This is a genomic window from Desulfoluna sp. (genome assembly GCF_030145185.1).
GTDB lineage: Bacteria > Desulfobacterota > Desulfobacteria > Desulfobacterales > Desulfolunaceae > Desulfoluna.
On sequence record NZ_JAQYWB010000029.1, the window covers coordinates 1 to 26,995 of the forward strand.

Annotated in this window: 19 protein-coding genes; 8 read left to right on the forward strand and 11 right to left on the reverse strand. The window is 55.8% G+C overall.

Going from position 1 to position 26,995, the window contains the following annotated elements; all coding sequences use genetic code 11:
* Window positions 1–162: 162 nt before the first annotated feature.
* From Q1Q75_RS10970 to Q1Q75_RS10980, 3 genes are all read right to left on the reverse strand, one after another.
* The gene (locus Q1Q75_RS10970) at window positions 163–975 is read right to left on the reverse strand and encodes a M48 family metallopeptidase (protein ID WP_300670315.1); all 813 of its coding nucleotides are present in this window, start codon (window positions 973–975) and stop codon (window positions 163–165) included.
* An 85-nt stretch (window positions 976–1,060) separates the two neighbouring features.
* On the reverse strand, window positions 1,061–1,561 hold the full coding sequence (locus Q1Q75_RS10975; RefSeq protein ID WP_300670317.1) for a heavy metal-binding domain-containing protein: 501 nt from the start codon (window positions 1,559–1,561) through the stop codon (window positions 1,061–1,063).
* A 47-nt stretch (window positions 1,562–1,608) separates the two neighbouring features.
* A complete protein-coding gene (locus tag Q1Q75_RS10980; protein WP_300670319.1) occupies window positions 1,609–1,923 on the reverse strand; it encodes a YbjQ family protein in 315 nt (104 codons plus the stop codon).
* A gap of 760 nt (window positions 1,924–2,683) precedes the next feature.
* On the opposite strand from Q1Q75_RS10980, the gene Q1Q75_RS10985 reads away from it, so the two are divergent.
* The 5 genes from Q1Q75_RS10985 to hydF all read left to right on the forward strand — a co-directional run bounded on the left by Q1Q75_RS10985 (window position 2,684) and on the right by hydF (window position 8,625).
* On the forward strand, window positions 2,684–4,015 hold the full coding sequence (locus tag Q1Q75_RS10985) for a [FeFe] hydrogenase, group A (protein ID WP_300670321.1): 1,332 nt from the start codon (window positions 2,684–2,686) through the stop codon (window positions 4,013–4,015).
* 13 nt (window positions 4,016–4,028) lie between these two features.
* Window positions 4,029–4,379 carry an iron hydrogenase small subunit gene (locus Q1Q75_RS10990; RefSeq protein ID WP_300670323.1) on the forward strand — a complete coding sequence of 117 codons (351 nt, stop codon included), beginning with the start codon at window positions 4,029–4,031 and terminating at the stop codon, window positions 4,377–4,379.
* A gap of 347 nt (window positions 4,380–4,726) precedes the next feature.
* Window positions 4,727–6,139, forward strand: a complete 1,413-nt coding sequence (gene hydG / locus Q1Q75_RS10995; RefSeq protein WP_300670325.1) for a [FeFe] hydrogenase H-cluster radical SAM maturase HydG — start codon at window positions 4,727–4,729, stop codon at window positions 6,137–6,139.
* 56 nt (window positions 6,140–6,195) lie between these two features.
* Entirely contained in the window at window positions 6,196–7,188 is a 993-nt protein-coding gene (hydE, locus tag Q1Q75_RS11000) for a [FeFe] hydrogenase H-cluster radical SAM maturase HydE (protein ID WP_300670327.1), read from the forward strand.
* Between the two features lie 228 nt (window positions 7,189–7,416).
* Window positions 7,417–8,625 carry a [FeFe] hydrogenase H-cluster maturation GTPase HydF gene (gene hydF, locus Q1Q75_RS11005; RefSeq protein WP_300670329.1) on the forward strand — a complete coding sequence of 403 codons (1,209 nt, stop codon included), beginning with the start codon at window positions 7,417–7,419 and terminating at the stop codon, window positions 8,623–8,625.
* Between the two features lie 152 nt (window positions 8,626–8,777).
* On the opposite strand, the gene Q1Q75_RS11010 is transcribed toward hydF, so the two are convergent.
* The 8 genes from Q1Q75_RS11010 to Q1Q75_RS11045 all read right to left on the reverse strand — a co-directional run bounded on the left by Q1Q75_RS11010 (window position 8,778) and on the right by Q1Q75_RS11045 (window position 21,535).
* Window positions 8,778–9,287, reverse strand: a complete 510-nt coding sequence (locus Q1Q75_RS11010; RefSeq protein ID WP_300670331.1) for a hypothetical protein — start codon at window positions 9,285–9,287, stop codon at window positions 8,778–8,780.
* Between the two features lies 1 nt (window position 9,288).
* A complete protein-coding gene (locus tag Q1Q75_RS11015) occupies window positions 9,289–9,450 on the reverse strand; it encodes a hypothetical protein (protein WP_300670333.1) in 162 nt (53 codons plus the stop codon).
* A 222-nt stretch (window positions 9,451–9,672) separates the two neighbouring features.
* A complete protein-coding gene (locus Q1Q75_RS11020) occupies window positions 9,673–12,840 on the reverse strand; it encodes a ZinT/AdcA family metal-binding protein (RefSeq protein WP_300670335.1) in 3,168 nt (1,055 codons plus the stop codon).
* A gap of 144 nt (window positions 12,841–12,984) precedes the next feature.
* Entirely contained in the window at window positions 12,985–15,339 is a 2,355-nt protein-coding gene (locus Q1Q75_RS11025; protein ID WP_300670337.1) for a TonB-dependent receptor, read from the reverse strand.
* An 802-nt stretch (window positions 15,340–16,141) separates the two neighbouring features.
* Entirely contained in the window at window positions 16,142–16,933 is a 792-nt protein-coding gene (locus tag Q1Q75_RS11030) for a tRNA pseudouridine(38-40) synthase TruA (RefSeq protein ID WP_300670339.1), read from the reverse strand.
* Between the two features lie 14 nt (window positions 16,934–16,947).
* A complete protein-coding gene (locus Q1Q75_RS11035; protein ID WP_300670341.1) occupies window positions 16,948–17,526 on the reverse strand; it encodes a YgjV family protein in 579 nt (192 codons plus the stop codon).
* Between the two features lie 162 nt (window positions 17,527–17,688).
* Window positions 17,689–20,349: an aconitate hydratase AcnA gene (gene acnA / locus Q1Q75_RS11040; RefSeq protein ID WP_300670343.1), complete on the reverse strand. Its 2,661-nt coding sequence runs from the start codon at window positions 20,347–20,349 to the stop codon at window positions 17,689–17,691.
* A gap of 13 nt (window positions 20,350–20,362) precedes the next feature.
* The gene (locus tag Q1Q75_RS11045; RefSeq protein ID WP_300670345.1) at window positions 20,363–21,535 is read right to left on the reverse strand and encodes a citrate/2-methylcitrate synthase; all 1,173 of its coding nucleotides are present in this window, start codon (window positions 21,533–21,535) and stop codon (window positions 20,363–20,365) included.
* A 743-nt stretch (window positions 21,536–22,278) separates the two neighbouring features.
* Here Q1Q75_RS11045 and Q1Q75_RS11050 point away from each other — a divergent pair.
* From Q1Q75_RS11050 to Q1Q75_RS11060, 3 genes are all read left to right on the forward strand, one after another.
* The gene (locus Q1Q75_RS11050; RefSeq protein ID WP_300670347.1) at window positions 22,279–24,069 is read left to right on the forward strand and encodes an FAD-dependent oxidoreductase; all 1,791 of its coding nucleotides are present in this window, start codon (window positions 22,279–22,281) and stop codon (window positions 24,067–24,069) included.
* Window positions 24,066–25,094, forward strand: coding sequence for an NAD(P)/FAD-dependent oxidoreductase (locus Q1Q75_RS11055; RefSeq protein ID WP_300670350.1), 1,029 nt, complete (start codon window positions 24,066–24,068; stop codon window positions 25,092–25,094). The genes Q1Q75_RS11050 and Q1Q75_RS11055 overlap by 4 nt, the downstream gene beginning before the upstream one ends.
* A gap of 103 nt (window positions 25,095–25,197) precedes the next feature.
* The gene (locus tag Q1Q75_RS11060) at window positions 25,198–26,967 is read left to right on the forward strand and encodes a 2-oxoacid:acceptor oxidoreductase subunit alpha (RefSeq protein ID WP_300670352.1); all 1,770 of its coding nucleotides are present in this window, start codon (window positions 25,198–25,200) and stop codon (window positions 26,965–26,967) included.
* Window positions 26,968–26,995 lie beyond the last annotated feature (28 nt).

Sequence of the window (26,995 nt, forward strand, 5' to 3'; positions counted from 1 at the left end):
CGGTATTCTGTCTGATTTTCTCACCCTTCGGGCGAGCCGGGTGCACTCATCTGCCGCGTTATCAGAGCTTTGAGGTAAACCACTACATCTTCAGCTCTGATGCCTTGCATATGAGCGCACCCAACTCGTGAAATATCCGGGTTAAGGACGGGGAAGCGAGTCTCAAGGGGGAGGTGTCTCCGGCAACGCGATCTTGGAAGAGACGGGCCAGCCTTTTGCCTGGATGGTTTTTTTCAGGATCTCTATGCGATCTTCCGGGTGGGGGTGAGACGCCACGAGATGGGCGAGGCGTCCGCTGCGTCGGCGCTCGGCGATCCGTATGAAAAAATCAACGGCACCACCGGCATGGCCGTATGCCTTGACGAGAAGCGACAGACCATAAAGGTCGGCGGCCGTCTCCTGTCTGCGGGAGTAAGAGGCGTGAAGGGTGCGGGTGAAAAAAGCGGTGAGGCGTGAAGAGATGGCCTCGCCCAGGACGAGTCGGCTTGCGATGCCAAAAAGAAGAACTCTTCCCAGTCGGGTGAGATGATCCTGGTGGGCAAAGTGGCCCAGCTCATGCCCCACGATCATGGCCAGCTCATTTTCCGACGCCACCTCCTTCAACAGCCCGGAGAAAACAACAATCGTGCCCCCGGGCAGGGCCACGGCGTTGATCTCCTCCCGGTCGATGATGCCGATCCGGAAATGACGGGTGTGGTTGGCCTCGTCTGGCGCGAACTCCCCTTCCAGGCGTTGCAGGATGTGATCGAGGCGAGGATCCTCCGATAAGTCCAGGTTGTTGGTGAGGTGATGGCCCAGCAGGTCTTCATACGAAGGTGGGATAAATTTTACCAGAGAGTCCACAAAGAAACCGGCCAGAATGAAGAGAAGCACCAGGCCCGCCACCATCCCGGAGAGGAGAAGACACAGGTCCCAGAGTCTGGATCCTTGAGACACATTGACGTTTCGGGCCAGGGGTCGGGGTTTGAATTTCATGGGTCTCCGCTGTGAGTGGTGAACCGTCAATCGGGACGTGGCTTCTTCCGGTGTATGGGGGGCGTCCTGCGCCGTCGAAGTTCTTTCAGATTTTTAAGGGTGCCTCGCTGGTGGGGCTTGTGCGGAGCCAGATGGCGGTGCCGTAAGCCAGGGTCTCCACGCTGCCAATCATTCTTTTTTGGTTGGCGCTGTTGCCGATGGCTGCGGTTTCCAATCGCATGTTGACGATGATGGCCGCGCCCGGAGCGCTCGCTTTCATACGAAGGATGGCCTCCCGTCGGGAGCGATCCACCAGGGTCTCGTAGGATTTGACCCGTCCGCCGAAGATGTTTCTCAGGCGGGCAAGAAATCGTTTGAAGTAATCGATACTGATCACCGCACTGCCTGAGACCATCATGCTGCCGCGGATTTCATCGACAGACTGGTCGTGTTTGATGGTCACGGCGGGAAGGGTGAGGAGTGCCTGTTCTCTTTTCATGAGGCTTCGGTAGTGGCGTTTCTCCACCAGGGTTCCCACCGTGTAGCCCAGGGTCACAAGGAAAAGAAGCGTCAACAGGCCGACGTTTTGCATTATCAGTTCGATCATGGGAGCTCCTGTGGGTAAGCCATGGTCCATGGCGGGTTGTGCTGGGATTACTCCACGCGAACGGCGGTTCCATAGGCAAAGAGTTCTGCCGCCCCTTGGGCCACAGATGAGGTGGCGAATCGGACATTGACCACGGCGTTGGCGCCAAGCTGAGAGGCTTGGGCCTTCATGCGCTCAACCGCCTCCTTGCGGGCATCTCCCAGGAGCTCCGTGTATCCCTTCAGTTCCCCTCCCACAAGATTTTTCAGGCTGGCCATGAAATCTCGCCCGATGTGTTTGGCCCGGACTGTGCTGCCCTGGACGAGGCCGTAATGTTCCACGATGGTTTTTCCCGGAATGGTTTCGATGTTGGTGATGTACATGAGATTCTCCGTGGTGAGTCAGGGAGGGTGGTGCTCTGTATGAAAGAGCGGCACCGGGTTGTTGTTTCTTCTTTATTTGGGGTCACCCGGGCGCTGAGATATGGCGTCGGGTGGCTTCACTGTTTGTACCGTTTATAAGTTTACCTTTTTGGGCGTGCACTGACAATTGATTTGTCTAAAGATCAGGTGTCAGAAATTTTTACCAGGGCAACCTATGTGCTTGATATGGATGCGGTACCAACGCAAACCTAACGCGTTAGGTTCGAAAAGGATATAGAGGACACAGAAAAGAACACTGTTTTATATCCAGTTGCTTGTTGCAGGGAGTGACGAGTGATCGAAATAAAAATAACCGGATTTTTAGGAAACGGTGGCACGCGATGAAAAAGTAGTTGGATTACCTTCCTATTTTTCATACCAAAAGTCCTTTTTTTAGTTCTGTTGCTTTCGGGGGAACGATTTTTTGACTGTTGCGAAACCCCGAAAGTAAAAGATCACTGTGGTGCGAAATTTCGTTTTTGTGGCCCAAAATGCCGTTTTTAAGATCGAATCGAATGATTTGATCAAAAAAATTCAACAAAACCGCAATGAATAGAATGTGTAAGCTGTTTCAGTGACTTATCAGGGAACGCAACCGGGGCGGGTGGGGTTCTTCAGACATCGCCGTTGCATTTTGGGGGGCGGCGTGTGTAACAAGATGACAGTTTCAAGATGTATGACGGGGGGTTGTCCTGTACCGAAAGGGAGGAGAGATACAACAATGTCTGAAGCAATCAAGAAGAAGTCCGCGATTCAGTCCATGGACCTGTCCGGTGTTCAGGTGGATGCGTCCGGAGCGGTCCGAAAAATGGAAGGGGTGAAGAACACGATTTTTGCCCCGGGGGTCAATGATCTGGGAAACCTCTATTTCCTTGAGGTGGATCACACGCTATGTCAGGGGTGTGGGGAGTGCGCCCACCACTGCCCCACCGGGGCGATCCAGGAGACGGAGGATGGCACGCGCAGCATTGTGGACCCGGCGGCCTGTATGAACTGTGGGCAGTGCCTGACCCACTGCCCATATGGCGCGGTGACGGAGCGTGTGTCGTACGTCAGCGAGGTGTTCGAAAAGCTCAAGGATCCCGATACCGTGGTGGTAACCATGACGGCGCCTGCCGTGCGGTATGCCTTAGGGGAGTGCTTCGGCATGCCCATGGGGACCTATGTGGGGGGGAAGGTGCATTCGGTGCTGAGGCGTCTCGGTTTTGACTATATTTGGGATAACGAATGGACCGCCGATGTGACCATCATGGAGGAGGGCACCGAACTGCTGGAGCGGGTGACGCAAGGGGGGAAAGGCGACAAGCCCCTGCCCCAGTTCACCTCGTGCTGCCCGGGTTGGATCAAATTCTGTGAGTCGTTTTATCCTGACCTGATTCCCCATCTCTCCACCTGCCGATCCCCCGTGGCCATGCTGGGGCCTCTGGCCAAGACCTATGGGGCCGAGCAGACCGGGAAAGATCCCAAAAAGATCTACACGGTCTCTATCATGCCCTGTATCGCCAAAAAGTACGAAGGCCTGCGTCCTGAGATGAATGCCAGCGGGCAGAGAGATATTGATGCCACCATCAATACCCGTGAGCTCGCGTACATGATCAAGAAAGCGGGGATCCCCTTCACCTCTCTTCCCGATGAAGAGCCGGACCCCATCCTGGGCATGTCCACCGGTGCCGCCACGCTCTTTGGTACCAGTGGCGGGGTGATGGAAGCGGCTCTTCGTTTTGCCTATGAGGCCATCTCCGGAAAGACCCTGGTGGATCCCTCCATCAAAGCGGTACGCACCGGTAAGGGGATCAATAAAGTGGAGGTGGAGGTTCCCGGCTTTGGCCCTGTGCGCATTGCCGTGGTGAGTGGACTTCAGAATGCGGCCAAACTTTGTGAGGAGGTGCGCGCCGGTACCAGTAATCTCCATTTTATCGAGGTGATGACTTGCCCCGGTGGTTGTGTCAATGGCGGGGGGCAACCCATGGACGATTCGATCCTTGAGGCCTCCCTTTTTAAAAAGATGATGGCCCGGGTCAACAAGCGGTTCACCCTGAGAAAGGTTGCATAAAGGAGATATGACGATGAAAAAAGGACGATGGGATCTCTCTCGACGTAGTTTTATCAAGGTGGCCGGCTTGAGTTGCGGGTATGCCCTGGTTGGGGCCAGGATGGCCCGGGAAAGCGTGGCCGCGGTTCTGGATCTGGTGGGACTTCGCCAGCAGTCCGTGTATGGCGCCGACGCCAATCCGAAGATTTACGCACTTCGTAAATCCCAGGAGAACCCCATGGTGAAGAAACTCTATGCCAAAGACGGGTTTTTAGCGGAGGGGCCCTGCGGGCACCATTCCCACACGTTGCTCCATACCCATTACAAGGACAAGAGCATGTTTATTAAGGCGTTAAAGAAAAAGGGCATTGAACTGGCGATGTGATTCGATCGCCTGGGGCTCCCCGGTTTTTCCGGGGTGCCCTGAAAAAAGACGGCGTGGCAGCCTTTTTAGATGAGAGCCGTCATTTTATGAGAGGTATGGCGTAAAATGTGCTTTCTCTCGTAGGGAGGTGAACCGTCGGCCGCCTGTGGAGTTCGAACGGTCTGAACCGCGGAAGCGGGGATGTGGCCGTCAACAGGCTGCTGATCGGAACGGATGCGGTTGAATGCTTCCCGATCCCAACCTGTGGTTATAATGTATCAGAATGCGGGGAGCCTTGACGCCAAAGACTGTCAGGTGTCTGGGACTTTCCGGTGTGACGCCTTGCGCCATGCCACTGGATGGACAAGATGACTTATGATTTTGAGAACCCCCAGGATTTTATTGATGCGGAAAAAATCTGGAACCACATAGAAAAGGCCCAGAGCCCGGCGCCGGAGCAGGTGCGTGAGGTCCTGGCCAAGGCCTTGGAAATGAAGGGGCTGGGCCTGGACGATGCCGCGGTTCTTCTGGCCTGTGAAGACACGGATCTTGATGAAGAATTGTTTGAAACGGCCAAAAAAGTAAAGGAGAGCATCTACGGCAACCGGATGGTGCTTTTTGCCCCTCTGTATATTACCAATGAGTGCAGCAACTGTTGCACGTATTGTGCGTTCAATGCCACGAACAACGAGCTTATTCGACGTACCCTGAACCCTGATGAGATCCGTCAGGAGGTGACGGCCCTGGAAGATCTGGGGCACAAGCGTCTTCTTCTGGTCTACGGGGAACACCCCCGCTTCGGGGCCGAGTGGATGAAAGAGACCATGGAGACGGTTTACGCCACCATGTCTGAAAAGAGCGGTCAGATTCGGCGTGTGAATGTCAATTGCGCCCCCCTGGACGTGGAAGGGTTCCGTACCCTGGCCTCCGCGGGTATCGGTACATACCAGTGCTTCCAGGAAACCTATCACCGGGAAACGTACGCGAAGTACCATATCAAGGGCAAAAAACGAGATTTCCTCTATCGGCTTCACGTCTTTCACCGCGCCATGAAAGCGGGCATCGAAGATGTGGGCATGGGGGCGCTTTTCGGCCTGTTTGACCACCGGTTTGAGCTTCTGGCCCTGCTCTCCCACGCCCAGCAGCTTGAGGCAGACTGCGGCGTTGGTCCCCACACCCTCTCTTTCCCCCGTATTGAGCCGGCTTTAGGCTCCGAGCTGGCCAGTAACCCACCGGACGTGATTACCGATCACCGGTTTAAAAAGATTGTCGCCATTATGCGCCTTGCCGTGCCGTATACCGGGTTGATCTTGAGCACCCGTGAGTCGGCGGAGATGCGGCGTGAGCTCATGGAGCTGGGGGTTTCTCAGATGAGCGCCGGGTCCCGGACCTACCCCGGAGCGTACTCGGACCCTGAGTATGACCGGCCCGAGGTGCAGCAGTTCTGTATAGGGGACAACCGCTCCCTGGAGGATGTGATCCTCGAGATGGCGCAAAACGGTTATATCCCCTCCTGGTGCACGGCCTGCTACCGCAAGGGCCGCACCGGCGATCATTTTATGACCCTGGCCAAGAAGGGTTTTATTCAGGAGTTCTGTATTCCCAACGCTCTTCTTACCTTCCGGGAGTATCTGACGGATTACGCCGGTCCGGAGACAAAAAAAGCAGGGGAAGCGGTGCTTGCTAAAAGCGCAGGGATGATGGCCGGCCGGAAATGTGCCGCAGAGTTTTCAGAGCTGCTCAAGCGGGTTGAGGCCGGTGAAAGGGACCTTTATATCTGAGCCGGGAGGCCTGTGAAAGAGACACTTGATCAGGCTTTTTTCAAAAGGGAGTGCGGATGACGAAAGAAGAGATCATCGCTTTTTTGGAAGGGGTGGACGATCTCTGGCTCTTTGCTCTCGCCCAAGCAAGGCGGACGGAGACCTTTGGAACGGATATCTACCTGCGTGGCATCGTAGAGTTTTCAAGCGTTTGTCGCTGTCAGTGCAATTATTGCGGTCTTCGGGCACCCAACGCGGAGATCCACCGCTACCAGCTCACCGAGGATGAGATCCTGGACGCCGTGGATGAGCTGGCATCCTTGAATCTTCCCACCGTGGTGCTCCAGGGCGGAGAAGATCCCTCCTACGATGTGGCCACCATCGGGCGCATTGTTCGAACCGTGAAAGCGCGGCATCACATGGCCGTGACCCTCTCCCTGGGTGAACGGGGGAGGGAGGCTTTTTCCCACTGGCGGGACTGCGGTGCCGATCGTTATTTATTGAAAATGGAGACGATGGACCGCTCCATCTATACGACGCTTCGGCCCGGATGTGACTTTGACGCACGCCTCGCCGGGGTCCGTACCCTGCAAGCCCTGGGCTACGAAGCCGGGTCAGGAATGATTACCGGCTTGCCTGGGATGACCATAGAAAGCCTGGCGGACGATATCCTGGCCGTTACCGCCCTGGACCTGGATATGATCTCGGCCGGTCCCTTTGTCCCCCATCCCCAGACCCCCTTCGGGGCGGAGGCGGGGGGCGATCCTCAACTCGCCCTGCGCACCATGGCCCTTTTGAGGCTCCTCAACCCTAAAGTCAATATCCCGGCCACCAGTGCCCTGGAAACCGTGCGGGCAGAGGGCCGAAAACAGGGGATCGACGCCGGGGCCAACGTCCTCATGTTCTCCGTCACCCCGGCGGCCGTGCGTAAAAATTACGCCATCTATCCGGGAAAAAATCAGGAGCCCCAGACCGCCTTTCAGACGGTTGAAAATGCCCGTGAACTGATCCGAAGCATGGGCCTGGTCCCCTCCATGAGCCTGGGTGGGTCCAAGGTGGCCAGGGGGTGATTCCGGGTTAATAACGTCAGTAGACGAACGGGTTTTTGTCTGCCGACAGCTTATGCCCTTGCGACGCACTGTGCGTTTCCTTGCACTTCACGCGAATGCGGACGCGTTTCAGCCTGGAATGACGACTCCCGATGCGCATTCGCAAACCCGCTTTCAAGGTGGTGCCACCTTGCCGCCGGAGGCTTTTTTTAAAACTTTATGCCCCTGTGGCTGAAAAAGGAGTTCGATATGTCTGTCAAAGCGCCCAAGGGGGTTCGGTTGGTGATTACGCTGACCGGGCGCCGGAATGCGGGGAAATCATCGCTGATCAACGCCATCTGCGGGGAGGAGATCGCCATTGTCTCGGAGATCCCCGGGACCACGACGGATCCGGTGGCTCGGCATCATGAGCTCTTGCCCCTGGGGCCGGCGACCTTTTACGACACAGCGGGCCTGGATGACGAGGGGCCTTTGGGCGAACTCCGGATTCAGGCGGCAAGAAAAGTCCTGTTTCGAACGGATGTGGCCGTGGTGGTGGCCGGAGAAGAGGGGATCACCGCCTATGAAAAGGAGATCATCGAAGAGCTCCGGCGGCTGGATATTTCGTTTCTGGTGGCGCTGAACAAAAAGGACCTTCGGAAGGACGTAGAGGCCGATCTCTACTGGTGCAACGATCAGGGGATTCAGGCGCTGTCGGTGTCAGCCCAGGGCGGAGACGGGGTTCGGGAACTGAAAGAGGCGCTCATCGCCATGGCACCCGAAGAGTTCCGTCAGGAACCCCTTCTTGTCAGGGACCTCGTGAACGAAGGGGACTGGGTGGTCTGCGTGGTGCCCATTGACCTGGCGGCTCCCAAGGGGCGACTCATTTTGCCCCAGGTAATGGTCCTTCGCGATATCCTCGATGCCGACGCCGTGGGCCTGGTCGTCAAGGAGCGGGAGCTCGAAGCGACCCTTGCCAATATGGGGAAAAAACCGGCCCTGGTCATCACCGATTCCCAGGCGGTGCTCGAGGTGGCCGCCGACGTCCCCGACGAGATCCCCATGACAACCTTTTCTACCCTCATGGCCCGCTACAAAGGCGACCTGAAAATCCTGGTAGACGGCGCCGACATGCTGGACAACCTCAAAGACGGCGATACCATCCTCATGGGAGAGGCCTGCTCCCACCACCAGGTGGACGACGACATCGGACGCGTGAAAATTCCCCACTGGATCACCCAGTATACCGGCCTGAACGTAAACTTTGAGTTCTACGCCGGCCATGATTTCCCAGAAAACCTCGAAAAATACGCCCTGGCCATCCACTGTGGCGGCTGCATGCTCAACCGCACCGCCATGCTTCGCCGCATTCGCGAATGCCAGCGCCGCGGCGTCCCCATCACCAACTACGGCGTGGCCATCTCAAAAGTCCAGGGCCTCCTGAACCGGGTCATCAAACCCTTTGGCATGGGGACGTAAACACGAAAAGCAAGCCTCCGGCGGCAAGGTGGCGCCACCTTGAAAGCGGGTTTGCGAATGCGATGTGGGTGTCGGGCCTTTGGGCGGAGATGCGTCCGCATTCGCGTGACGTTTGAGGAAATGCAACCTGCGCCACAAGGGCAAGTACTGCCTTAAAAGCAATCCTTTTGACCCGCTTTGACCCCCACATATCCCTCATGGTAGCTCTCCAGGCAGAACCCCTTCGCAGATTCGGTAACCCATATGTCTTCGTCTTCATCGGCAAAGAGGGCGGTATAGTGGATCACGGCTTCTGCTTGGAGTTCTATACTGGGGGTGTCGGCATTTCCAAAGGTCACGACGACCACATCGGAAGGCAAAAGGTGGGTTGCAAGGAGTGTGGAAATCAACCGATCCCTCTCGTCATCGCTTCCGTGCCAGATTTTTGTTGCACCTGGCACCTTGTCCCAGTCAATCCCGGAAAAAACGTAAGGGAAGGTCTCTGCGATCCATGCAAACGCCTCATCGTCGAGACGGAGGGTGTACGCAATCCGGTGCGCGTCCAGGTAGTTCCCGAGATCATCGAGCCGTGAGAGGCGGTCCTCCCGTTTCCGCTTAAGCTTGAGCGCTTCCCGCCTTTTGATCAGCTCTTCCCGTTTTGCCATCAGCTCGTTTCTGTTCATATTACGGCCTTAAATCAGTCAACCATTTTTTCATGGAGTAGAAGACCAGAACCCAGACGATGGACGAGAGAATGACACTGAGGGCTCCGGCGATATCTCCCAGTAAACCGGAGACGATATAGGCCGACGCACTGGCTGCAATCATCGCGTAAAAAGTGGGCATTATTGTTTTCCATTACATTGAAATTGAAAAAAATGATGAAGAAGGCAATATGGAAATAAAATTATCCAACCAAAGATATTGCCAAGATAATCCCTCGTGCCAATCGAGTCAATATGTACCCACTGACTGTGCTGGGCGATTGCAGGTAGATTGAAAAAATGCCTCCGGCGGTTCTGCCGGAGGCATGGCTTTGTGTCTCAGTTATCTTCGCCTCACAAAGGGTTACTCGTCAAACTCATAAGCTCCGATGGACCAGGGGGCCGTTCTCGGATGGTCGTCACAATCGTTTCCGATCTGTTCTGCCGAAAGGTCTCTGCCCCCCCGGGTGACTTCTTGCGGGGAGCTCGCCTGAAGATGGGGGGCTGTTGCGGAGACGAACATCGGGTTGACGGAGACGTTGTCGCTTGATTGAAAGCCGGGTAAGCTGTGGTTCAGCGTGTCAACGTCCATGGCGATTTTTTCACCCTTGTCATAGTAGCGAAACAGGCCATTCGGACAATCAAAGATGTTGTTGTTCCGGACAGACTCTGGACGGCAAGTGGGAGAGGAGGCGTTGAAGAAGATGCCGTACCGTTCGTCTCCGCCGGTAGTATAGATGATGTTGTTCTCAATCACCGGTTTTCCATTTTTGTGAAAGACCGAGACATCAAAGATACCATGGCTTTTTTCACCTGAACTACCTCCTGAAATGGTGTTATTCAATATTCGAGCGGAGGAGATCATGATGCTGATGCCATAGCTGGCTTCGGTTCCGGTACCTCCGTCAATGACATTGTTGATGATAAGCGGCCTGGGATCACCTGAAAAATTTGCAGACAGGAGAATTGCCGAGCAGGTTTCCGATCCGGGGCCTCCCGAAATATAATTATTTTTTATGAGGGGGGAGCATGCGGTTGTGGTCTGGATGCCGTATGTATAGGTCGCTCCCTCTTCAAGACCTCCGTATATGGAGTTGTGGCTTATGACAGGGGAGGCGTCAGCGGAGAGATGGATTCCCCAGGAACGTTCGGGGTCTACGTGCTTTGTGGCGATATGCTCATGATCATGCTGGTTTACATCCTGGCCGATGATGGTAAAGCCGTCGATCACCGTGTTGCGGGTTATGCCGCCCCCTGCTTCAACAGCATACCGGTCTGTTCCCCTGATTACCGTTTTGTATGTTTCATTCGCACGGTCCAGGTTGTTGCGGTCGGACCAGTAGAGTGAATGATATCCTCCGTAAAGCGAGATCCCTTCCTCCAATCGTATATTTTCCTTGTAGGTTCCGGCGGCGACATGGAGGCAATCTCCGGGGATGGCATGATCGATGGCATGCTGGAGGGCTCGAAACGGTCGGGCCGAGGAACCGGTTCCGGGATGGTCGGTACCTGCTTTGACAAAAACAATGGTTTTATACCGTTCATAAAGGCCTCCGATGGCATAGGGAGCCTTACAGCCGGATTCATAGGCCCCTCTGTAAATGATGGCCGGGTTATTCTCTGAGTCAATGGCCAGATCAGAGGAATTGCCGATCCTGATCCCCGGCGCGGGGGCGTCAGTTGAATGATGGCGGTGCGGGTGCGCCGGGGTTGGCGGAGTGGCACCCGCTGCGGTGACCACCTTCCACCCGGTTCCGTTGTATAACCCGTACATGAGGCCATGGCTGTAATCCGAGGTGCCTTCCTCCTCACCGCTGTGGTGACGGGCACAGAAGGTGAGGTGGACACGGTTCTGGCCATCGGTTTTCGCACCCATAAGAAAAAAACCGTAATAGGCGTCGGGATTTTCATAGATCAAGTCCGTAGCCCATGAGTCGTTGATTTTTTTTGCGCATTTGACCCCGTTCAGGATCCCGTCCAGCTCGTTTTCATAGCCTGTCATGATATAGGGGATGTCATTGGCTAAGGTGAACCCCAGGGTGACCAGAAAGGTCTCGTTCCATCCGGCGGCATCGCCGACATTTTCGATGGCCCAGCTGCCCTCTTTCTTAACGCCATAGCGGAGATGCATCCCTGCAATGTTTACCTTCGGGTGGCCGTCCGCTGCCGTCACGGTGTTGCCGGCTTCATCTGTGATCAGTTCAAGGTCGGAGCATTTATACGCAATATGAGGGTTGTCCAGGGAATCGAGTTGCAGTTTTAAGCCGTTGTGCCCTGGGATCACTTCCGAGGCGTCGGTCATCTCGACATCTTCCAGGATCCATGAGTCCCCGTCATAAACGGCCATTCTGATGGCCTTTTTCCAAGCCGACCAGGCAATGACGATGTTGTTTTGGGAGTCGATTTGGATGCTGGGCCTGTCTCCTGCATTTTCATATTTATTGGTGTGGGAGCTGCGCTCCCCGTCAACCCATGTGACCGTCCCCCAAGCACCTCCGCTGTTGTTAAGGTATCCCAGGGAGGTGTTGGCGACCGTTTGCCCGCGATACCCGAAGACCACATGGATCGCATCATTTTTGTCTATGGCCATGGCCGCACCCCGTTCGCCGGAGCCGGCTTCGCCTGCTATATCCTCCGTCGACCATTCTCCTGTTGCCTTTCCTTTTACCCCATGAACGAGTTTGAAGCCGTTCGATGCGGCAGGGTGTTTTGCCGTAACGGCTGCGCTTTTTTCAACTTCGGCCAGAAAGAGCACATGCAGGTTGCCTTTGGAATCGAACTCCGCGGATTGAACCACCGCATTGGCTTCACTGAAAATGCGGTTGGCCGGAAGGATACCTTCGGGCCAGGAACTCTCAGCGGGCAGCAGGCCGGTGTAGAACTTACTGAATGTGTACATGTAGTCGGCGGCACTCTGGGCATCGGTGACCTTCGTGGGGGTCAGGATGGGCCACCAGTTCTCGTTCCGGATCCCCTCCATGATTTCGTCAAAACCGGTTTTGTCGTATCTGATGTGGAGGTGCTGCTCCCCGCCCTTATGGTGGTCCAGAGGTTGAAGAATAAGATGACGGTATTTTTCGGCGGCTTCCGGGCTTCCCTCTTTCAGCATGAACTTCCGGGCGGGTTCTCCGCTCATGGTGCCGTCGCCAAGACTTTCGTATTCACAGGTGCATTGCACCGTGGTGCCATCCTGTTCATAAAAGGTGATGGTGTCGCCTTTAATTTTCAGGCGTCCGAAATCAGTATGGTAGGAGTCCTTGACCACGCCCTTGATATCATGGGCCGTATATCCTTCCTGCTCTGCAGCCATCTCCGTGAAATGTACCTGGGCTTCCTTTTCGTCCATGAGCGTGTAATGGCTCTTCCAGTCGCCCTCCCAGGCGGCCAGTGAGCCTTTTGTTGTCGGCTCCTGCGGGATCACATCGTCGTTGCTGTCTCCGCTCCCGCATCCATACAATCCGGTGAGCAGTAAAATAATAAGTGTTGTGATGAGCAGGTTGTTGAACGGCCGTTTTTTTCTTATCGCTGTCACGGGCTTTTTCCTTTTCAATATAGTTCTCCTTGTTTAAGAAACGTTGTGAACGTTGCCTTCTTTATCTGGCTCGATGGGCCTTACCGCAGGTCCCTGATTTAGAAGAGTCAGGGATCAGACGAAACACGGTGAGGCTGACCGCAACTAAAATGAATAGGTGTAACGGGCCAGGACTGTCAGGGGCATGCCTTTGTATCCGTAATAAAAGGTGTCTCCCGTTTGGATGTCGGTGGCCGTGCCCAGATCGGAGGCATATTTCTGGTCAAAAAGATTCTCGATGCGAAGGGACAGCCTGTGTCTCCGTTGGTTTCCAAAATTTACAAAGCCCGAGAGGTCCGTGATAAAATAGTCTCCGTAATGGATCTCGCTGTCGTAGCGCGAGTCGATGTCTCCGATGTATCTTAAGGTCAGATCTGTTCCAAAACGGCCGGAACCGTGCCGGTATGAGGCCATTGCCCTGGCGGTTAAGTTCGGGGTGTCCCCTGTTTCCCTGTCAGGGGAGTCCGATTGGACCGGCGGATTTGTGTCGTCGTGGGAGGTGCTGTGGTGGCGTGTGGTGACTTTGGGGGGAGGGGCGATAGCCGTTCGGGCCTCGGGAGTCCTTCGGGTGCTGATGTCCACGTAGGTCATGCTGCCGTGGAGCGACAGCTCATTGAGCGGCTGAAGCCGGGCCTGGAACTCGAATCCGTCAATTCGGGTTCTGCCCTCTGTGTTTTCGTATCTTGTCCACGTGGATGCTTCGGACGTTTGGGTAAGGTTGTCGATTTTGTGCGTGATCTCCTGGTGGAAATATCCCAGGTCCCAGTGGAAGAAAGAGCCGCTTCCGCCCATGCCGACGGTGGTGTTGAGACTCTCTTCAGGCTCAAGGTCAGGATTGCCTTTGGCGCTGCTTTCGTTCAGGTAAAGTTGTTCTGCTGTGGGGAGGCGGAAGGCGGTCCCGGCCGTGCCCCGGAGATAGGTTGTGCCGACCAGAGGTGTTTTAAGGTTCGCATTCCATATGGCCGTTCTATATTCATCCGTCCAGTTGTAGCGACCTCCAAAACCAATTCGGGTCTGGGGTGAAAAGGAGAGATACGGACGATACTCGGTGAACACCGCATAGACGTGTTCTTCCTTGTCGCTGATATTCCATACCTGATCTTCCGCCCAGTAATTCTGATAATCTCCGCCGGCAAGGATTTCGTGATCGCCGATCATGAAGCTTCCCAGGAGATTGACGCCCTGGTCTTCATAGCCCCATCGTGCTTTGTTATTTACCCAGGTGCCGTCGTTTTTCTGGCTGCTGTGATCGGACCACCACCTGTGAGTATAGCCCTTTAAGTAATAGGAGATATGGTCGTTTACATCGTGGTCCCATTTGAGAAAGGCGATGTCTTCCGTGCGTTCGTTGTACGCGGAGATCTCTTTAAGTTCATTGAAATCGAAGCGTCCCTCATTGCGCTGGAGGTGTGCCTTGAGCGTGGCCGATCCCACAAGGTCGATATCTTTGAGGTACTTTATTCCAAGTGTGGAGCGGCTGTATCCGTGTTTGTTGTTCAGGGTGCTTCCGGCAAGTGTGCAGGCTTGGCTGCTGAAGAGTTCGTATCCGTCCCACTCCTCGAAGTCGCCAAAGACCAGGAAACCGTGATCCTTGATGGTTTCTCCGGCATGTCCAAAAATGTCTTTGTAGTCGTCACTTCCGCAGGAAAAACCGAGGGTCCCGCCAGCCTTTTCGGGGACAGGGGTTGTGATAATATTGATCACACCGGAGGCTGCATCCGTCCCATAATAGAGGCCTTCGCTGTTTTTGAGTATTTCGATGCGCTCAATGAACTTCACGCTGATGGTGTCCAGATATCCAGAGCCGTAGAGCCGGTTGTTCAACCTTACGCCATCAAGGAGCCAGAGTATCTGTGATCCCCCATGTATTCTTGCGGTCGCGTAATCTCCCCGTCCACCTTTGGCTGAGAGATAGAGGCCGGGGATCAGGGCCTGAAGGGTCTGGCTCAGATCCGTAAAACCGCCCTCCTCAATTGTCTCACGCGTAATGATTTCAACGGGGTGGCCGAAGTCTTCGAGTTCTCCAGAGAAGTGATCTTCAATCGTTCTGGCCTTTACGGTGATGGCCGTCAGCCTTTGGGCGGGGGGCGGGGACAAGGCCTCTTCAATCTGGTCTCTGGAAATCACCCAGTCGGCAGCATGGCCGTCGCCGGATTCAAGAACGATTCTCAGCGATGTCCTCTCCGGAATTTTAAAGGAAAAATCTCCCTCGGGGCCGGTTTCTCCCTCCAGCAGTTTTTTTCCATTTGAGCCATAAATCAGGAGCTTTCCCTGGTTTACTTTTTTTCCCGATGGATAGGTACTTTCAGTGAAAACGGTGTCACCGTCTATCCATGCAAAAACATTCGCTCTGTGGGCGTCCGCCTGGCCTGCTCCCATCAGTGTAACAAGCATTACAAGCAACAAAAGAGCAAAACCCTTTCCTCTGGAGGTGTCGTTTGAGCAGAATTTTTCCATCATTTGTTTTGAAATCCTTTGACAGGGCCATGTTGACAGCCGGAGGTGGCCCGTAAAGTGAAACGTAGACATTGTTTGGTCTGGAAGGCGCACCTCTCCTGTATCGCGGATAGCGATTTGTAAGGGTGAGGTATCAATTGACGTGGGGAGGTCTCGGATGGTAGGAATAACCCGGGAATCCCCTTCAGGGATACTCATGTATAAGGAGGCAGCCCATTCTCTTGCCGGAGCCGGGCTGTCTCCTTTTTTTTGTCAGTTCATCGCATAGCAATGGAACATTTTTTTTATGATCAAAAACAATCATTACAGATGTTTGTAGGTCTTCGTTTTGAAAATAAAAAAGCCACAAAATCAGGTGAGAGAAACGTTTCACCTGCCTTCATGGCTTGGCTGCTTATTATGGTCGGTTCGTTAAATTGTTACAAGGTAGTCATTTTAAATTTGTTACTTCTCACCTTCAGGTGAGTATATTTATACTGACTTTTCATACCTTGGCCTTTGTGTCAACAGCTAAAATAAAGCAGGATAGAATATCCGACAGTAGACCCGGGTGGGTGTTTGCATACATTAATGATTCGCTGGGTGTCGACTTTTCGGGCGTTTTGTCGAACAAGTCAGGCGAAGAGTGATTTGACAGTGGCAGGATTTTGCTCTCACAGAGCTCCGCGGGGGCTTTATGGCACCATGAAACGCTTGGGGTTGAGCAGGAAGCGTTTCAACGCTGAGGTCCTCTGGGCCTTAACGGCCTTTTTTATCGGCAAACGGTTGCAAGGTTTGAGTGAACGAGCTTGAGAAGGGGGCCGACTTACTCCGACTGAGACTCCTGATCGAAGTCGACCCTGTCCAGCATCAACCCGGATGCCGGGGCAATTTGTCTTAAAGGACGCGCATCCTTTCCCGTCAGGGATTCGCGAATATCATCCAAATCGATTTCGCCCCTTCCGAGACAAAGCAGCTGCCCCATGATCAGACGGACCTGATATCGCATAAATCCCCGGGAATGGATGTGGAAGGCGTAGCTTGTTTTGGGGAAGAAACTTGCCGTTATCTCGGTGTTCTCTTCGATTTTACTGACCAGAACCTCCCGATCAAACACCGTCCCCGGTTTTGGTTTGGTGCAGTATTTTATAAAATTATGTCTGCCCTGAAACAGAAGGGCGCCTTTTTTCATTTGATCCATATCCAGGATCTCCTGGAAGGAGCAGAGCAGGGGGGCGCAGAAGGGGTGGCATTTTTCCCCGAAGGCGAAGAGATAGGTGTATTTTTTGGTCCTCGGGGCATTGATGATGCTGAAGTGTTTGTCCACCTCTTCGATGTTTAATACCCGGATGTCGTTGGGCAAGTTTTGATTTAAATCGCTAAGCAAGATCTCTGTATCCGCGGGTTCGTTCAAAAAGAGCTCGAAGGCGGAATGGTTGGCAGAGACTTTTGAATCTGTTCGGCTGCATCCTAAAATCTTGAAATCGGAATGCTCAAACAAAAACACCAATGTTTTGTGAATCATAGATTCAACGGTTTGGACCTTGGGTTGCTTCAGCCAGCCATGATACCTGAATCCCAGGTATTGAATATGAACCAGATAATAAAATGTCTGCATAGGCTCCTGTTCGTTTATGATTCCGTCAACGAATCACAGACCTTCATCTGCGATGGACGTCCATCCGTTGTTCTGCGCGTGTCCAGGCCCGCCTCTTGACCCACCGGTTGTCTGTAATACCGACAGTACCCCACAATGTTGCTGGTCATAAAGAGCATTTCCATGATGACGGCCATGGGGGAGTGTGCGAGGAGGTTGTGGCAGATCCAGAAGCCGGTCCCCACAAGGATCAGTTCGCGAAGCCTCTTATCCTCCTGGCAGAAGGCGGCGGTGGTCTGCAGGAGGGAACCCGCGCAGCTCAACAGGCTGAGAAGCCCCCCATAGGTCAGGGCGGTGCTCATCAGGGTGACAAAGGCAAAGAGCCCCATGGTTTTTTTTGAGGTGGTGAAAATGCTCGTAAAAAAACGGAGTGTGGCAATGGCCAGGAGGATGGCGGCCGTCGTCTGGCCCAGAAGCACAAAGTGAGCAGAGATCAGGGTGCAGGAACACGAGAGGCAGGCGACAATCTTTTTTCTCTCTTTGAACTGAAAGGAGAGAAGGTCAGAACAGATGGCACAGGCGATGAGGATTTGTGAGAGGAGGAAAGGGGACATCTTTACCTTGCATGGGTCGTCGTGTGGTAAAGATGCCTGCCGAAAGCCTCAAAACCGTGGAATCATCTCATTGCCCAGGCGTCTCGGACCTTACCTATGCAATGCGTCTGACAGGTTTATATCACGCATTCCATAAAAAGCATGCACCCTCTCCCCTTCTTTTTACATTTCACCTTTCAACAGCTCTCTCAGCACCAGGGGAAGGATTCCTCCGTGGCGGTAGGTTTCCACCTCTTTGGCTGTGTCCAGGCGGACGTTGACGCCGAAGAGGATGGCCTGGCCGTTCTCTTTCTGGGCGCGGACCGAGAGGGTGCCGCCAGCTTCCAGGGTGTCGAGGCCGGAGAAAGAGAAGGTCTCGGTGCCGTTTAAGTTCAGGGTGTGGGCGGATTCGTCTTTCATGAACTCCAGGGGAAGGACCCCCATGCCCACGAGGTTGCTGCGGTGAATGCGCTCGAAGCTCTCGGCGATGACGGCCCGAACACCCAGAAGGAGGCTCCCCTTGGCGGCCCAGTCCCGGCTGGAGCCGGTGCCGTACTCTTGACCGGCGAGGACGATGAGGGGGGTTTTTCGCTTCTGGTAGGTTTGGGCGGCGTCAAAGACGAAGTGCTCTTCGTTTTGGGGGAAGAGGGTGGTGTAGGCCCCTTCTTTTCCACTGGCCAGCTCGTTTTTGATGCGGATATTGCCGAAGGTGCCGCGCATCATCACCTCATGGTTTCCCCGGCGTGATCCGTAGGAGTTGTAATCATCGGTGGGGACCCCTTTTTCGGTGAGGTAGGTCCCGGCAGGGTAGGCGGGGGGGATGGCTCCGGCCGGAGAGATGTGGTCGGTGGTGACAGAGTCTCCGAGTTTTAAGAGGACGCGGGCGTCGGTGATTTTTTCCGGGGGTGGGGGGGCCAGGGAAAAGGCATCGAAGAAGGGGGGCTTTTTGATGTAGGTGGAGCGTTTGTCCCAGCCAAAGGTGAGGCCGGAGCCCGAGGCAATGCCCTGCCAGTGGGCGTCGCCCTCGTAGAGGGAGGCGTAGGTGGCGGTGAAGGTGGCCGGGGTGATGCAGCGGGCCACCACGGCGTCAATCTCTTCTCGGGAGGGCCAGAGGTCTGCAAGGAAGATCTCTTTGCCTTCCGGTGTGCAGCCGAGGGGCTCGCAGGTCAGGTCAATGTCGGTGCGGCCGGCGATGGCAAAGAGCACCACCAGCATGGGAGAGGCTAAAAAATTGCTGCGGATTTTCTGGTGGACGCGGGCTTCGAAGTTGCGGTTCCCGGAGAGGACGGCGGCGACGTTTAAGTTCTCTTCATCAACGACGTGGGCCACTTCCGGGGGCAGGGGGCCGCTGTTGCCGATGCAGGTGGTGCAGCCGAAACCGGCCAGGTGAAACCCCAGTTTTTCCAAAGGGGCCAGGAGGCCTGCATCTTCCAGGTACTGGACCACGGCTCGAGAGCCGGGAGCCAGGGAGGTCTTGACATAAGGGGCGATGGTGAGCCCTTTTTCCACGGCTTTTTGAGCGATGAGGCCTGCGCCGAGCATCACATGGGGGTTGGAGGTGTTGGTGCAGGAGGTGATGGCGGCGATGGCCACCGAGCCATCCTCCACCCGGCATAGCTTGCCCCCGATGGAGATATCCCGGCCCTTTTTTCCCCCTTCAAAGGTTTTTTTCATGACGGGCTTGAGTTCCCGTAAGGGAATCCGGTCCTGGGGACGGGAGGGGCCTGCCACGCAAGGGGTGATGTCGGAGAGGTCCAGTTCGATGACGCGGTTGAAGGCGGGTTCTGCTTTGGGGTCAAAGAAGAGCCCGGTCTCTCGGGTGTATGCCTCGGTAAATCGGGCGGCTGCATCCCGGCCGGTGATTTTCAGGTAGGCCAGGGTGACCTCGTCCACGGGGAAGAGGCCGATGGTGGACCCGTTTTCAGGGGTCATGTTGGCGATGGTGGCCCGGTCGGGCAGGGAGAGGGCGGCCAGGGAGGGGCCGAAGTACTCCACAAACTGCTCCACCACCTCCTCCCGTCTCAGCCGTTCGGTGACATAAAGGACTACATCGGTGGCGGTGACGCCTTTACCCGGTGTTCCGCAGAGGCAGACGCCGGTGACGTGGGGGAGTCGCATGGAGAGGGGCTGGCCCATCATCACCGCTTCGGCCTCGATCCCCCCCACCCCCCAGCCCAGGGTCCCCAGGGCGTTGATCATGGGGGTGTGGGAGTCCGTGCCCACCAGGGAGTCCATGTAGGCCCAGGTGCGGCCTTCCCAAGTGCTTTGTGTGACCACACTCCCCAGTTTCTCCAGGTTGATCTGGTGGCAAATGCCTGAGTTTGGGGGGACAATCTTCAGGTTTTTAAAGTTTTTCTGGGCCCACTTCAGGAAGGCGTAGCGTTCGTGGTTCCGTTTAAATTCCAGGTCCACGTTTTTTTGTAAAGCATCTTTCCTGCCGAAAAAATCGACCTGCACCGAGTGGTCGATGATGAGATCCACGGGCACCTCAGGGTTCACCCGGGAGGCGTCGAACCCGGCGGTGATGGCGGCGTCACGCATGGCCGCCAGGTCGCAGAGGGCGGGCACGCCGGTAAAATCCTGCATCAGCACCCGGGCCGGATAGAACCGAATGCCCACGGGGGCGAAGCCCTCGGGACGCCAGGAGAGGAGCCGGGTGAGATTCTCCGGTTCAAGGCGCCCCCAGAGGATGTTACGCACCATGTTCTCCGCCAGGATTTTCAGGGAGAAGGGGAGCCGGGACGGGACCACATGGTGGAGCGCCGTGAGGCCGGAGAGGTTGATGGCCGCATACGGGGTGCCATCCACGACAAGATTTTGAATCAAGGTGTCCAGGGAACTCACGGAGTGCCTCCTTTTATCGTTGGTCCGTGGGGACAAGGGTGCATCCTTCCGGTCCGCAGTAGGTCCCGATGTACTCGGATTCGGGCCGGTAGAGGACCGGTTTGTGGGCCTCATCGGCAAATTGCTCTTCGATGACGTGGGCGCACCATCCGGCCACACGGCTCATGGCAAAGACCGGCGTGAACAGGTCGTAGGGGAGTCCCATGGTGTGGTAGAGGGAGGCGCTGTAGAAGTCAACATTGGGGAAGATATCGATGCCTTTTTTTTCCTTGAACAGGGCTTTTCCCACGGTCTCAAGCTCTTCGGTCATTTCGTACCAGTGGGTATCGCCAACCTTTTCACCCACCTCTTTGCTCATGGGGCGCAGAATCTCCACGCGGGGGTCTCCGTTTTTGTAGACGGCATGGCCCAGGCCCATGACGAGCTCGCCTTTTTCCAGCTTCTCCTCCACAAAGGCTCTGATGTTGGCTTTCTTGCCGATGGCTTTGAGCATCTCCATGACCCGGGTGTTGGCGCCGCCGTGGAGCTCTCCGGAGAGGGAGCCGATGGCCGCGGAGACGGCCGCGTACATGTGGGCGCGGGTGGAGGCCACCTCGCGGGCGGCAAAGGTGGAGGCGTTAAAGGCGTGCTCGGCGTGGAGGACCAGGGCGCGGTCGAACAGCTCGGCCATGCGTCGGTCCGGCTCTTCGCCGTGGAGCATGTAGAAGAAGTTCTCGGCCATGGAGAGGCCCGGCATGGGATCGATGGGCTCCAGCTTTTGTCGGATGCGTGTCCAGGCGGCCAGCACGGTGGGGAGTTTGGCGATGAGGCCGATGGCCCTGTTCCGGGCGAGCAGGAGGCTGTTTTCCGGCAGGGTGTCGTCGTGGTGGGCCAGCAGAGCGACGCAGGCTTGAAGGATGTCCATGGGCGGGGTGGTGACCGGGCGCGTCTGCATGGCGCAGAGGAGGTTGGGGGGCAGGTAGCGCAGGCGTTCCAGCTGCTGGGTGAAATTAACCAGCCCCTGGATGTCGGGCAGCTTGTCATAAATGAGCAGGTGGGCGACCTCGGGGAAGGTGGTCCCCATGGCCAGGTCCTGAATGCGGTATCCGCGATAGACGAGCCGGCTGTTGGCGCCGTCTACGTCGCAGATTTTGGTGCTGGCAATCACCACACCTCGAAGGCCGATGTTTTTGATGGGGCTGTCCATGGGAACCTCCTTGAATACAGACGAATTTAAGAATGATAAAAAGATGAAAAAGTAGCCTCCGGTGGCGAGGGGTACCGCCGTGAAAGCGGGTTGGCCATGTGCATCGGCTCTGGAATGTCAGGGAGCCGTGCGTTTTTTATTTCAGGTGCCGGATACGTACAAAGGGGGCGGGGAAAGCATCACGAGGAGACCCAGCGTTATCGATGTGGGGTACAGGGCGTAAAGTAGGTGGTTGGCAAGACGCCTTGTAGTGACAAGGTTTTGATATCAATGAATTTTTGATGGTAGCTCATCGGAGAAATGAATGAATTTATTAAACATCAAATCCGGGATAACCACAAGGTAAAAAAAGGGCAATCGTCTTGCATGCCGATGGAAAAGAAGGTATATTCCAAGGGAACAATTTCTTTTCCAGGGCATTGCCATCGTCTCCGCTGTCCCATCGGCCCTGTTCCCCCGAGAGATGCTCTCCCCGTCGTGCCGGGTCCTTTCTTTCTGCCTTTTACCATCGGCACGTTCCAGGGCCAGGGCGAGAGACCCTATACCTTTTGGGCCCCCCATACCGAATGGATCCGATCGAGGCCCCCCCATCATTCGTTTTGAATGGCGACGAAAGAAAATCGTTTCGTCATCGCGTGAGATGAGCCGCCGCGATGTTGACCCAACGTATCTTGTTTTCTCACCCTCCCCTGAAAAAGACCGGTGACGGGTTTTTTACGGGACAGACCCCACGGGAAAAGCCGATGAAACGAGAGATCTACAGCAGCCAGGTGGGAACCGAAGGCACCAGTGGCATGCTCCGCATTATTAAGGAGATTGCCTTTTCCGACGACCCTAGAGATTTCGGTTACATGGCCGACAACGTTCCCTGTCAGCACGCATGCCCTGCCGCCACCAATATCCCCGGCTACATTCGATGCATCACCGAAAATCGCTATGGCCGGTCCTATGAGCTGAATCGGAGCTATAACATCCTCCCTGCCACCCTGGGACGCATCTGTTCCCGCCCCTGCGAAGCGGCCTGTCGCCACGGGGAGGACGACCTGGGCGATCCGGTGAATATCTGCCAGCTCAAGCGGGCCGCCGCCGATTTGAAGCCTGCCATGCACCGGATCAAAGAGGATCTGTATGCCCCTTCTGGAAAAAGTGTGGCGGTGATTGGCTCTGGTCCGGCAGGGATCGGCGCGGCACATGACCTGGCGGTTTACGGGCACAATGTGACCCTTTTTGAGAACATGCCGGAAGCCGGTGGGATGCTGCGATACGGGATTCCCGCCTTCCGGCTCCCCCGCGATATTCTCAACCTTGAAATCGCCAATGTCCTGCGTCTCGGGGTGACCCTGCAGACCCGGGTTCTGGTGGGGCACGACATTCTTTTAAAAGATCTCCTGAAAAAATATGACGCCGTCATCACCACCGTGGGATGCATGGAACCCAATCGTCTGGGGGTGGAAGGCGGTGAGATGGATGGGGTGGTGTCCGGTCTTGATTACATGGTGCGGACCAACCTCGGCCAGGAGGTGGAGACCGGCCGGAGGGTCATTGTGGTGGGGGATGGTTTCACCGCCATGGACTGCGCGCGCACCTCCCTTCGCAAGGGGGCTGAGAGTGTGCGCATCAACATCCGGGCCACCGAGGAATACATGCCCGTGGACGATCATGAAATTCGTGAGGTGAAGGTGGAGGGGGCTCGGATTTACAGCCTGGTAAGCACCCAACGCATTCTTGGGTCCCATGGAAAGGTGGAAGGCATTGAGTTTTTGAGGACCCGACTTGAAGACAGTCCAGACGGCATCGGCCGGATTGCCGTGCCCATCGACCATTCGGAGTTTGTCATGGAGGCCGATACCATCATCAGCGCCATTGGCCAGCACCCCAAGGTGGAGTTCGGGCAGCCCCTGGAGATGCACGGGCAGCGCATAGGCGTCCGGCCCGGTTGCTTTCTCACCTCCGTGGACCGTCTGTACGCCGCAGGGGACTGCGTCACCGGTGCCTCCAACGTGATCTCTGCTTTGGCCGCCGGGCGCAAGGCGGCCCATGAGGTGGATGAACGGTTTGCCGGGCGCCGGCGTAAAGCGCTTTTGGTTCGGTTTGAACCGGCCGAACAGACCGATCGGGACCGGGAGTACGATTTTATCAAGCCGGTGGTCATGCCGACTCTGCCCGTCAAAGACCGGCTTGAGGAGCCGGACAACGAGGTGGAACTGGGCTACAGCGAGGGGGAGGCAGGAAAAGAGTCCCTGAGATGTTATCTCTGCAGTTTAAAATACGAGATCGATGTCTCCCGGTGCATTTATTGCTCCATGTGTATCGACGTGGCTCCGAGGGACTGCATCAAAATGATCTCAAGCGTGGCTCAGAGGCCGGATGGCAGTTACGGCGAGTACGGTGAGACGGGTAACTGGAACGATGTGGTGGCCATCGCCATCGACAACAAACGCTGTATTCGATGCGGGAAATGTTACGAGGTCTGTCCCATGAACTGTATAACCATTACCAAAACCGAGCTGGTGGAGGTGGACAGGGAGGAATGATGCCGAAGGACGACCATTACGTGATCATAGGCAATGGGCCGGCGGGAAACAGCGCGGCCGACACCTTGCGGAAGGAAGACCCGGAGGCAAAGATCACCCTTATCTCCGATGAGAAGTCTCTTTATTACTACAAGCATCGGGTGCCTCTTTATACCGTGGGGGGCTGTGAGCCCGAGGACCTCTCCATTCGCCCCTACCGGTCCTACCTGGAGAATCGAATCCGTTTGCGACTGGGCCAGCGCGTGGAGAAAGTGGTCCCCGCGGAGAAGCTTCTCTACTTAAATCACATGGAGAAGGTTCACTACACCAAATTGATTCTGGCGGTGGGGGCCTCGGCGCGTCGGCTTCCCAACCACGCGGGTTTTGCCGATCACCTCTATTGCCTGGCCGGTTTAGATGACGCAAGGCGGGTCCGTAAGGCGATGATGGCGGCGTCCCGTCTGGTCGTGCTGGGGGGGGACCTCATCAGCATGGGGTTTGCGCGGGAGGCGCGCAAAGCCGGAAAAGAGGTGGTGTTTATTCTTTACAGCAGCCTCTTCTGGCCCGTGAGTCTGAAGGAGGAGATTCAGCAGAGCGTGACGAAACGCCTGAATTCCCTGGGGGTGAAGGTCATGAGCGATGCCGAGCCCGTGACGGATGTCCGGCCCGAAGGGGAAGGCTACACCCTGACCTTGCCCGATGGTGAAGAGATGTCAACGGATCTGGTGCTCTCATTTTTTGGGTCGGTTCCCAATATCCGTTTTTTGGTGGGCAGCGGCATCAACACCGAAAAAGGGGTGCTGGTGGATCATCTGATGCGCAGCAACCAGGAAGATGTTTACGCCTGCGGGGACTGTGCTCAGATTTACAACCCGGAGCTCAAGGATTACTGGGTTTCGGTGGGGTGGGGCAACGCCGAGGCCCAGGGGGAGCTCACCGCCATGAATCTCCTTGGACGGGAAAAGGTGATCGATTACCAACCCAAAGAGATCTTTGAGATGGACGGGGTCACCATCCGAACCTCCTGGTGGAAAACCTTTGCCTGAAAAAGAGGCCGGAGGCCTGTTGTTTAGGCCAGCTGGGCTCATAAAGAGGGCCTGACTTTTTGTCGTGAAGGGTGCATTAAATACCTTAGGGAGCGAACAAACAATGACGACCAGCGTTGATATTGTGATTGAAATCTGTGGCAGCGCAGGGGAGGGGACCATCTCCGCCGGAGAGGTGATGACCCGGTTCATGAGCAGTAAGGGCTATGAGATTGTCTCTTTTGATTCTTTCCCTTCTGAAATCAGAGGTTTTGGAAAGTGTGTGGCCCATTTTCGGGCCAGCACGGAGACGGTGCTCGCGCCGGGGAAATACACCGACGTGCTGATTGCATTAAACGATGCCCATGCCATTACCCAGCTTTCCGGGCTCAGGAAAAACGGGGTCCTGATTTACGACAGCAAGCCCCCGGTCTGCCACGAAGAGGACCGGAGTATTGCCGGATGGGCCGAACCCGGCATGACCGCTTACGGCATCCCCATGCTGGAGCTGGCCAATAAAGCCGCGGGTAACGCCAAGGGCCGGAACATGGTGGCCATCGGTGCTGTGGCCTGTCTTTTCGGCATCGCCCCAGAGGAGATGACTGCCTTTATCGAGAGGCGTTTTAAGGGCAAGAAGCCAAAGATCATCGAGAGCAATATCGACTCCTTTCTTCTCGGGTATGAATGGACGAAAACCCATGTATCCAAGGAAGATCCCTACACCTTTAAAGGGGCGGAGATCGTGCCCCCCGAGGGTGAAAAAACCATCATGAACGGCAACGAGGCCGTGGCCATGGCGGCCATGGACAGCGGGCTTCGCCTCTATGCCGGTTATCCCATCACCCCGGCCACCAAGATCATGGAGATCTTAAGCAAGCGCTTGGGAGAATCCGGTGGGGTGATGATCCAGACGGAAGACGAGATCTCGGCCGCAGGCAATGTGGTGGGAGCTGGCTTTTCCGGAAAAAGGGCCATGACGGCGACCTCAGGGCCGGGCTTTGCCCTGATGGGGGAGATGATCAATCTGGCGGTGATGGCCGAGGTGCCTGCCGTGATCGTCAATTCGCAGCGGGGCGGGCCCAGCACGGGGTTGCCCACGAAGATGGAGCAGAGTGACCTGTCGGCCGCGGTGAACGGCGGCACCGGTGATTCTCCCCGGGTGGTCTTTGCCCCCCGGGATGTGGTGGACTGCTACGCCATAACCTGTCTCGCCTTTTATATCGCTGAAAAGTACCAGACCCCGGTGGTGATTCTCCTTGATTTTTACCTGTCCAACAGCATTCGAAATATCGACAAGCCGGTCCCGCCGGATGCGGAGATGTGTTCGTCTAACGTGTTCCCCGCCGATGAGGCGTTAGATGATTACGAACGCTTTAAGATCACCGAGAGCGGCATCTCTCCGCGCACCCTTCCCGGCATGCCCTTCGGCATGTTCGTGGACACCGGGCTGGAGCACAACACCTATGGAAAACCCGTTTATGATGGGGAGAACCATCTGGTCATGACGGAGAAAAGATATCGCAAATTTCACACCATGCAGGCAGAGCTCCCTCCGGCCGTGGAGACAGGGACCGAAGGGGAGGTAGAGATCGGCATTCTCTCCTGGGGGTCGTCTTCGGGGGCCGCCGAAGAGGCGGTGAGAAAGGCCCAGGAGAAAGGGCAACGCATCGCTTCTTTTCATTGCTCGGTGATCTATCCTCTGCCTGAAGAGGCCCTGAAAGCCTTCAGCAGGCGGTGCCGGATCCTCGTGGTGGCTGAACTGAATTACACCGGTCAGTATGCCAATCTCATCGCCCCGGTGCTCAACCGGGAGGTGCGTCGCCTCACCCTGATCACCGGGCTCCCCATGGCGTCTGAAGATATCCTGGAGTTCATCGGGACGTTTAAGGGTTAAAAACCCACAGCACATGCGCTTGAGACGA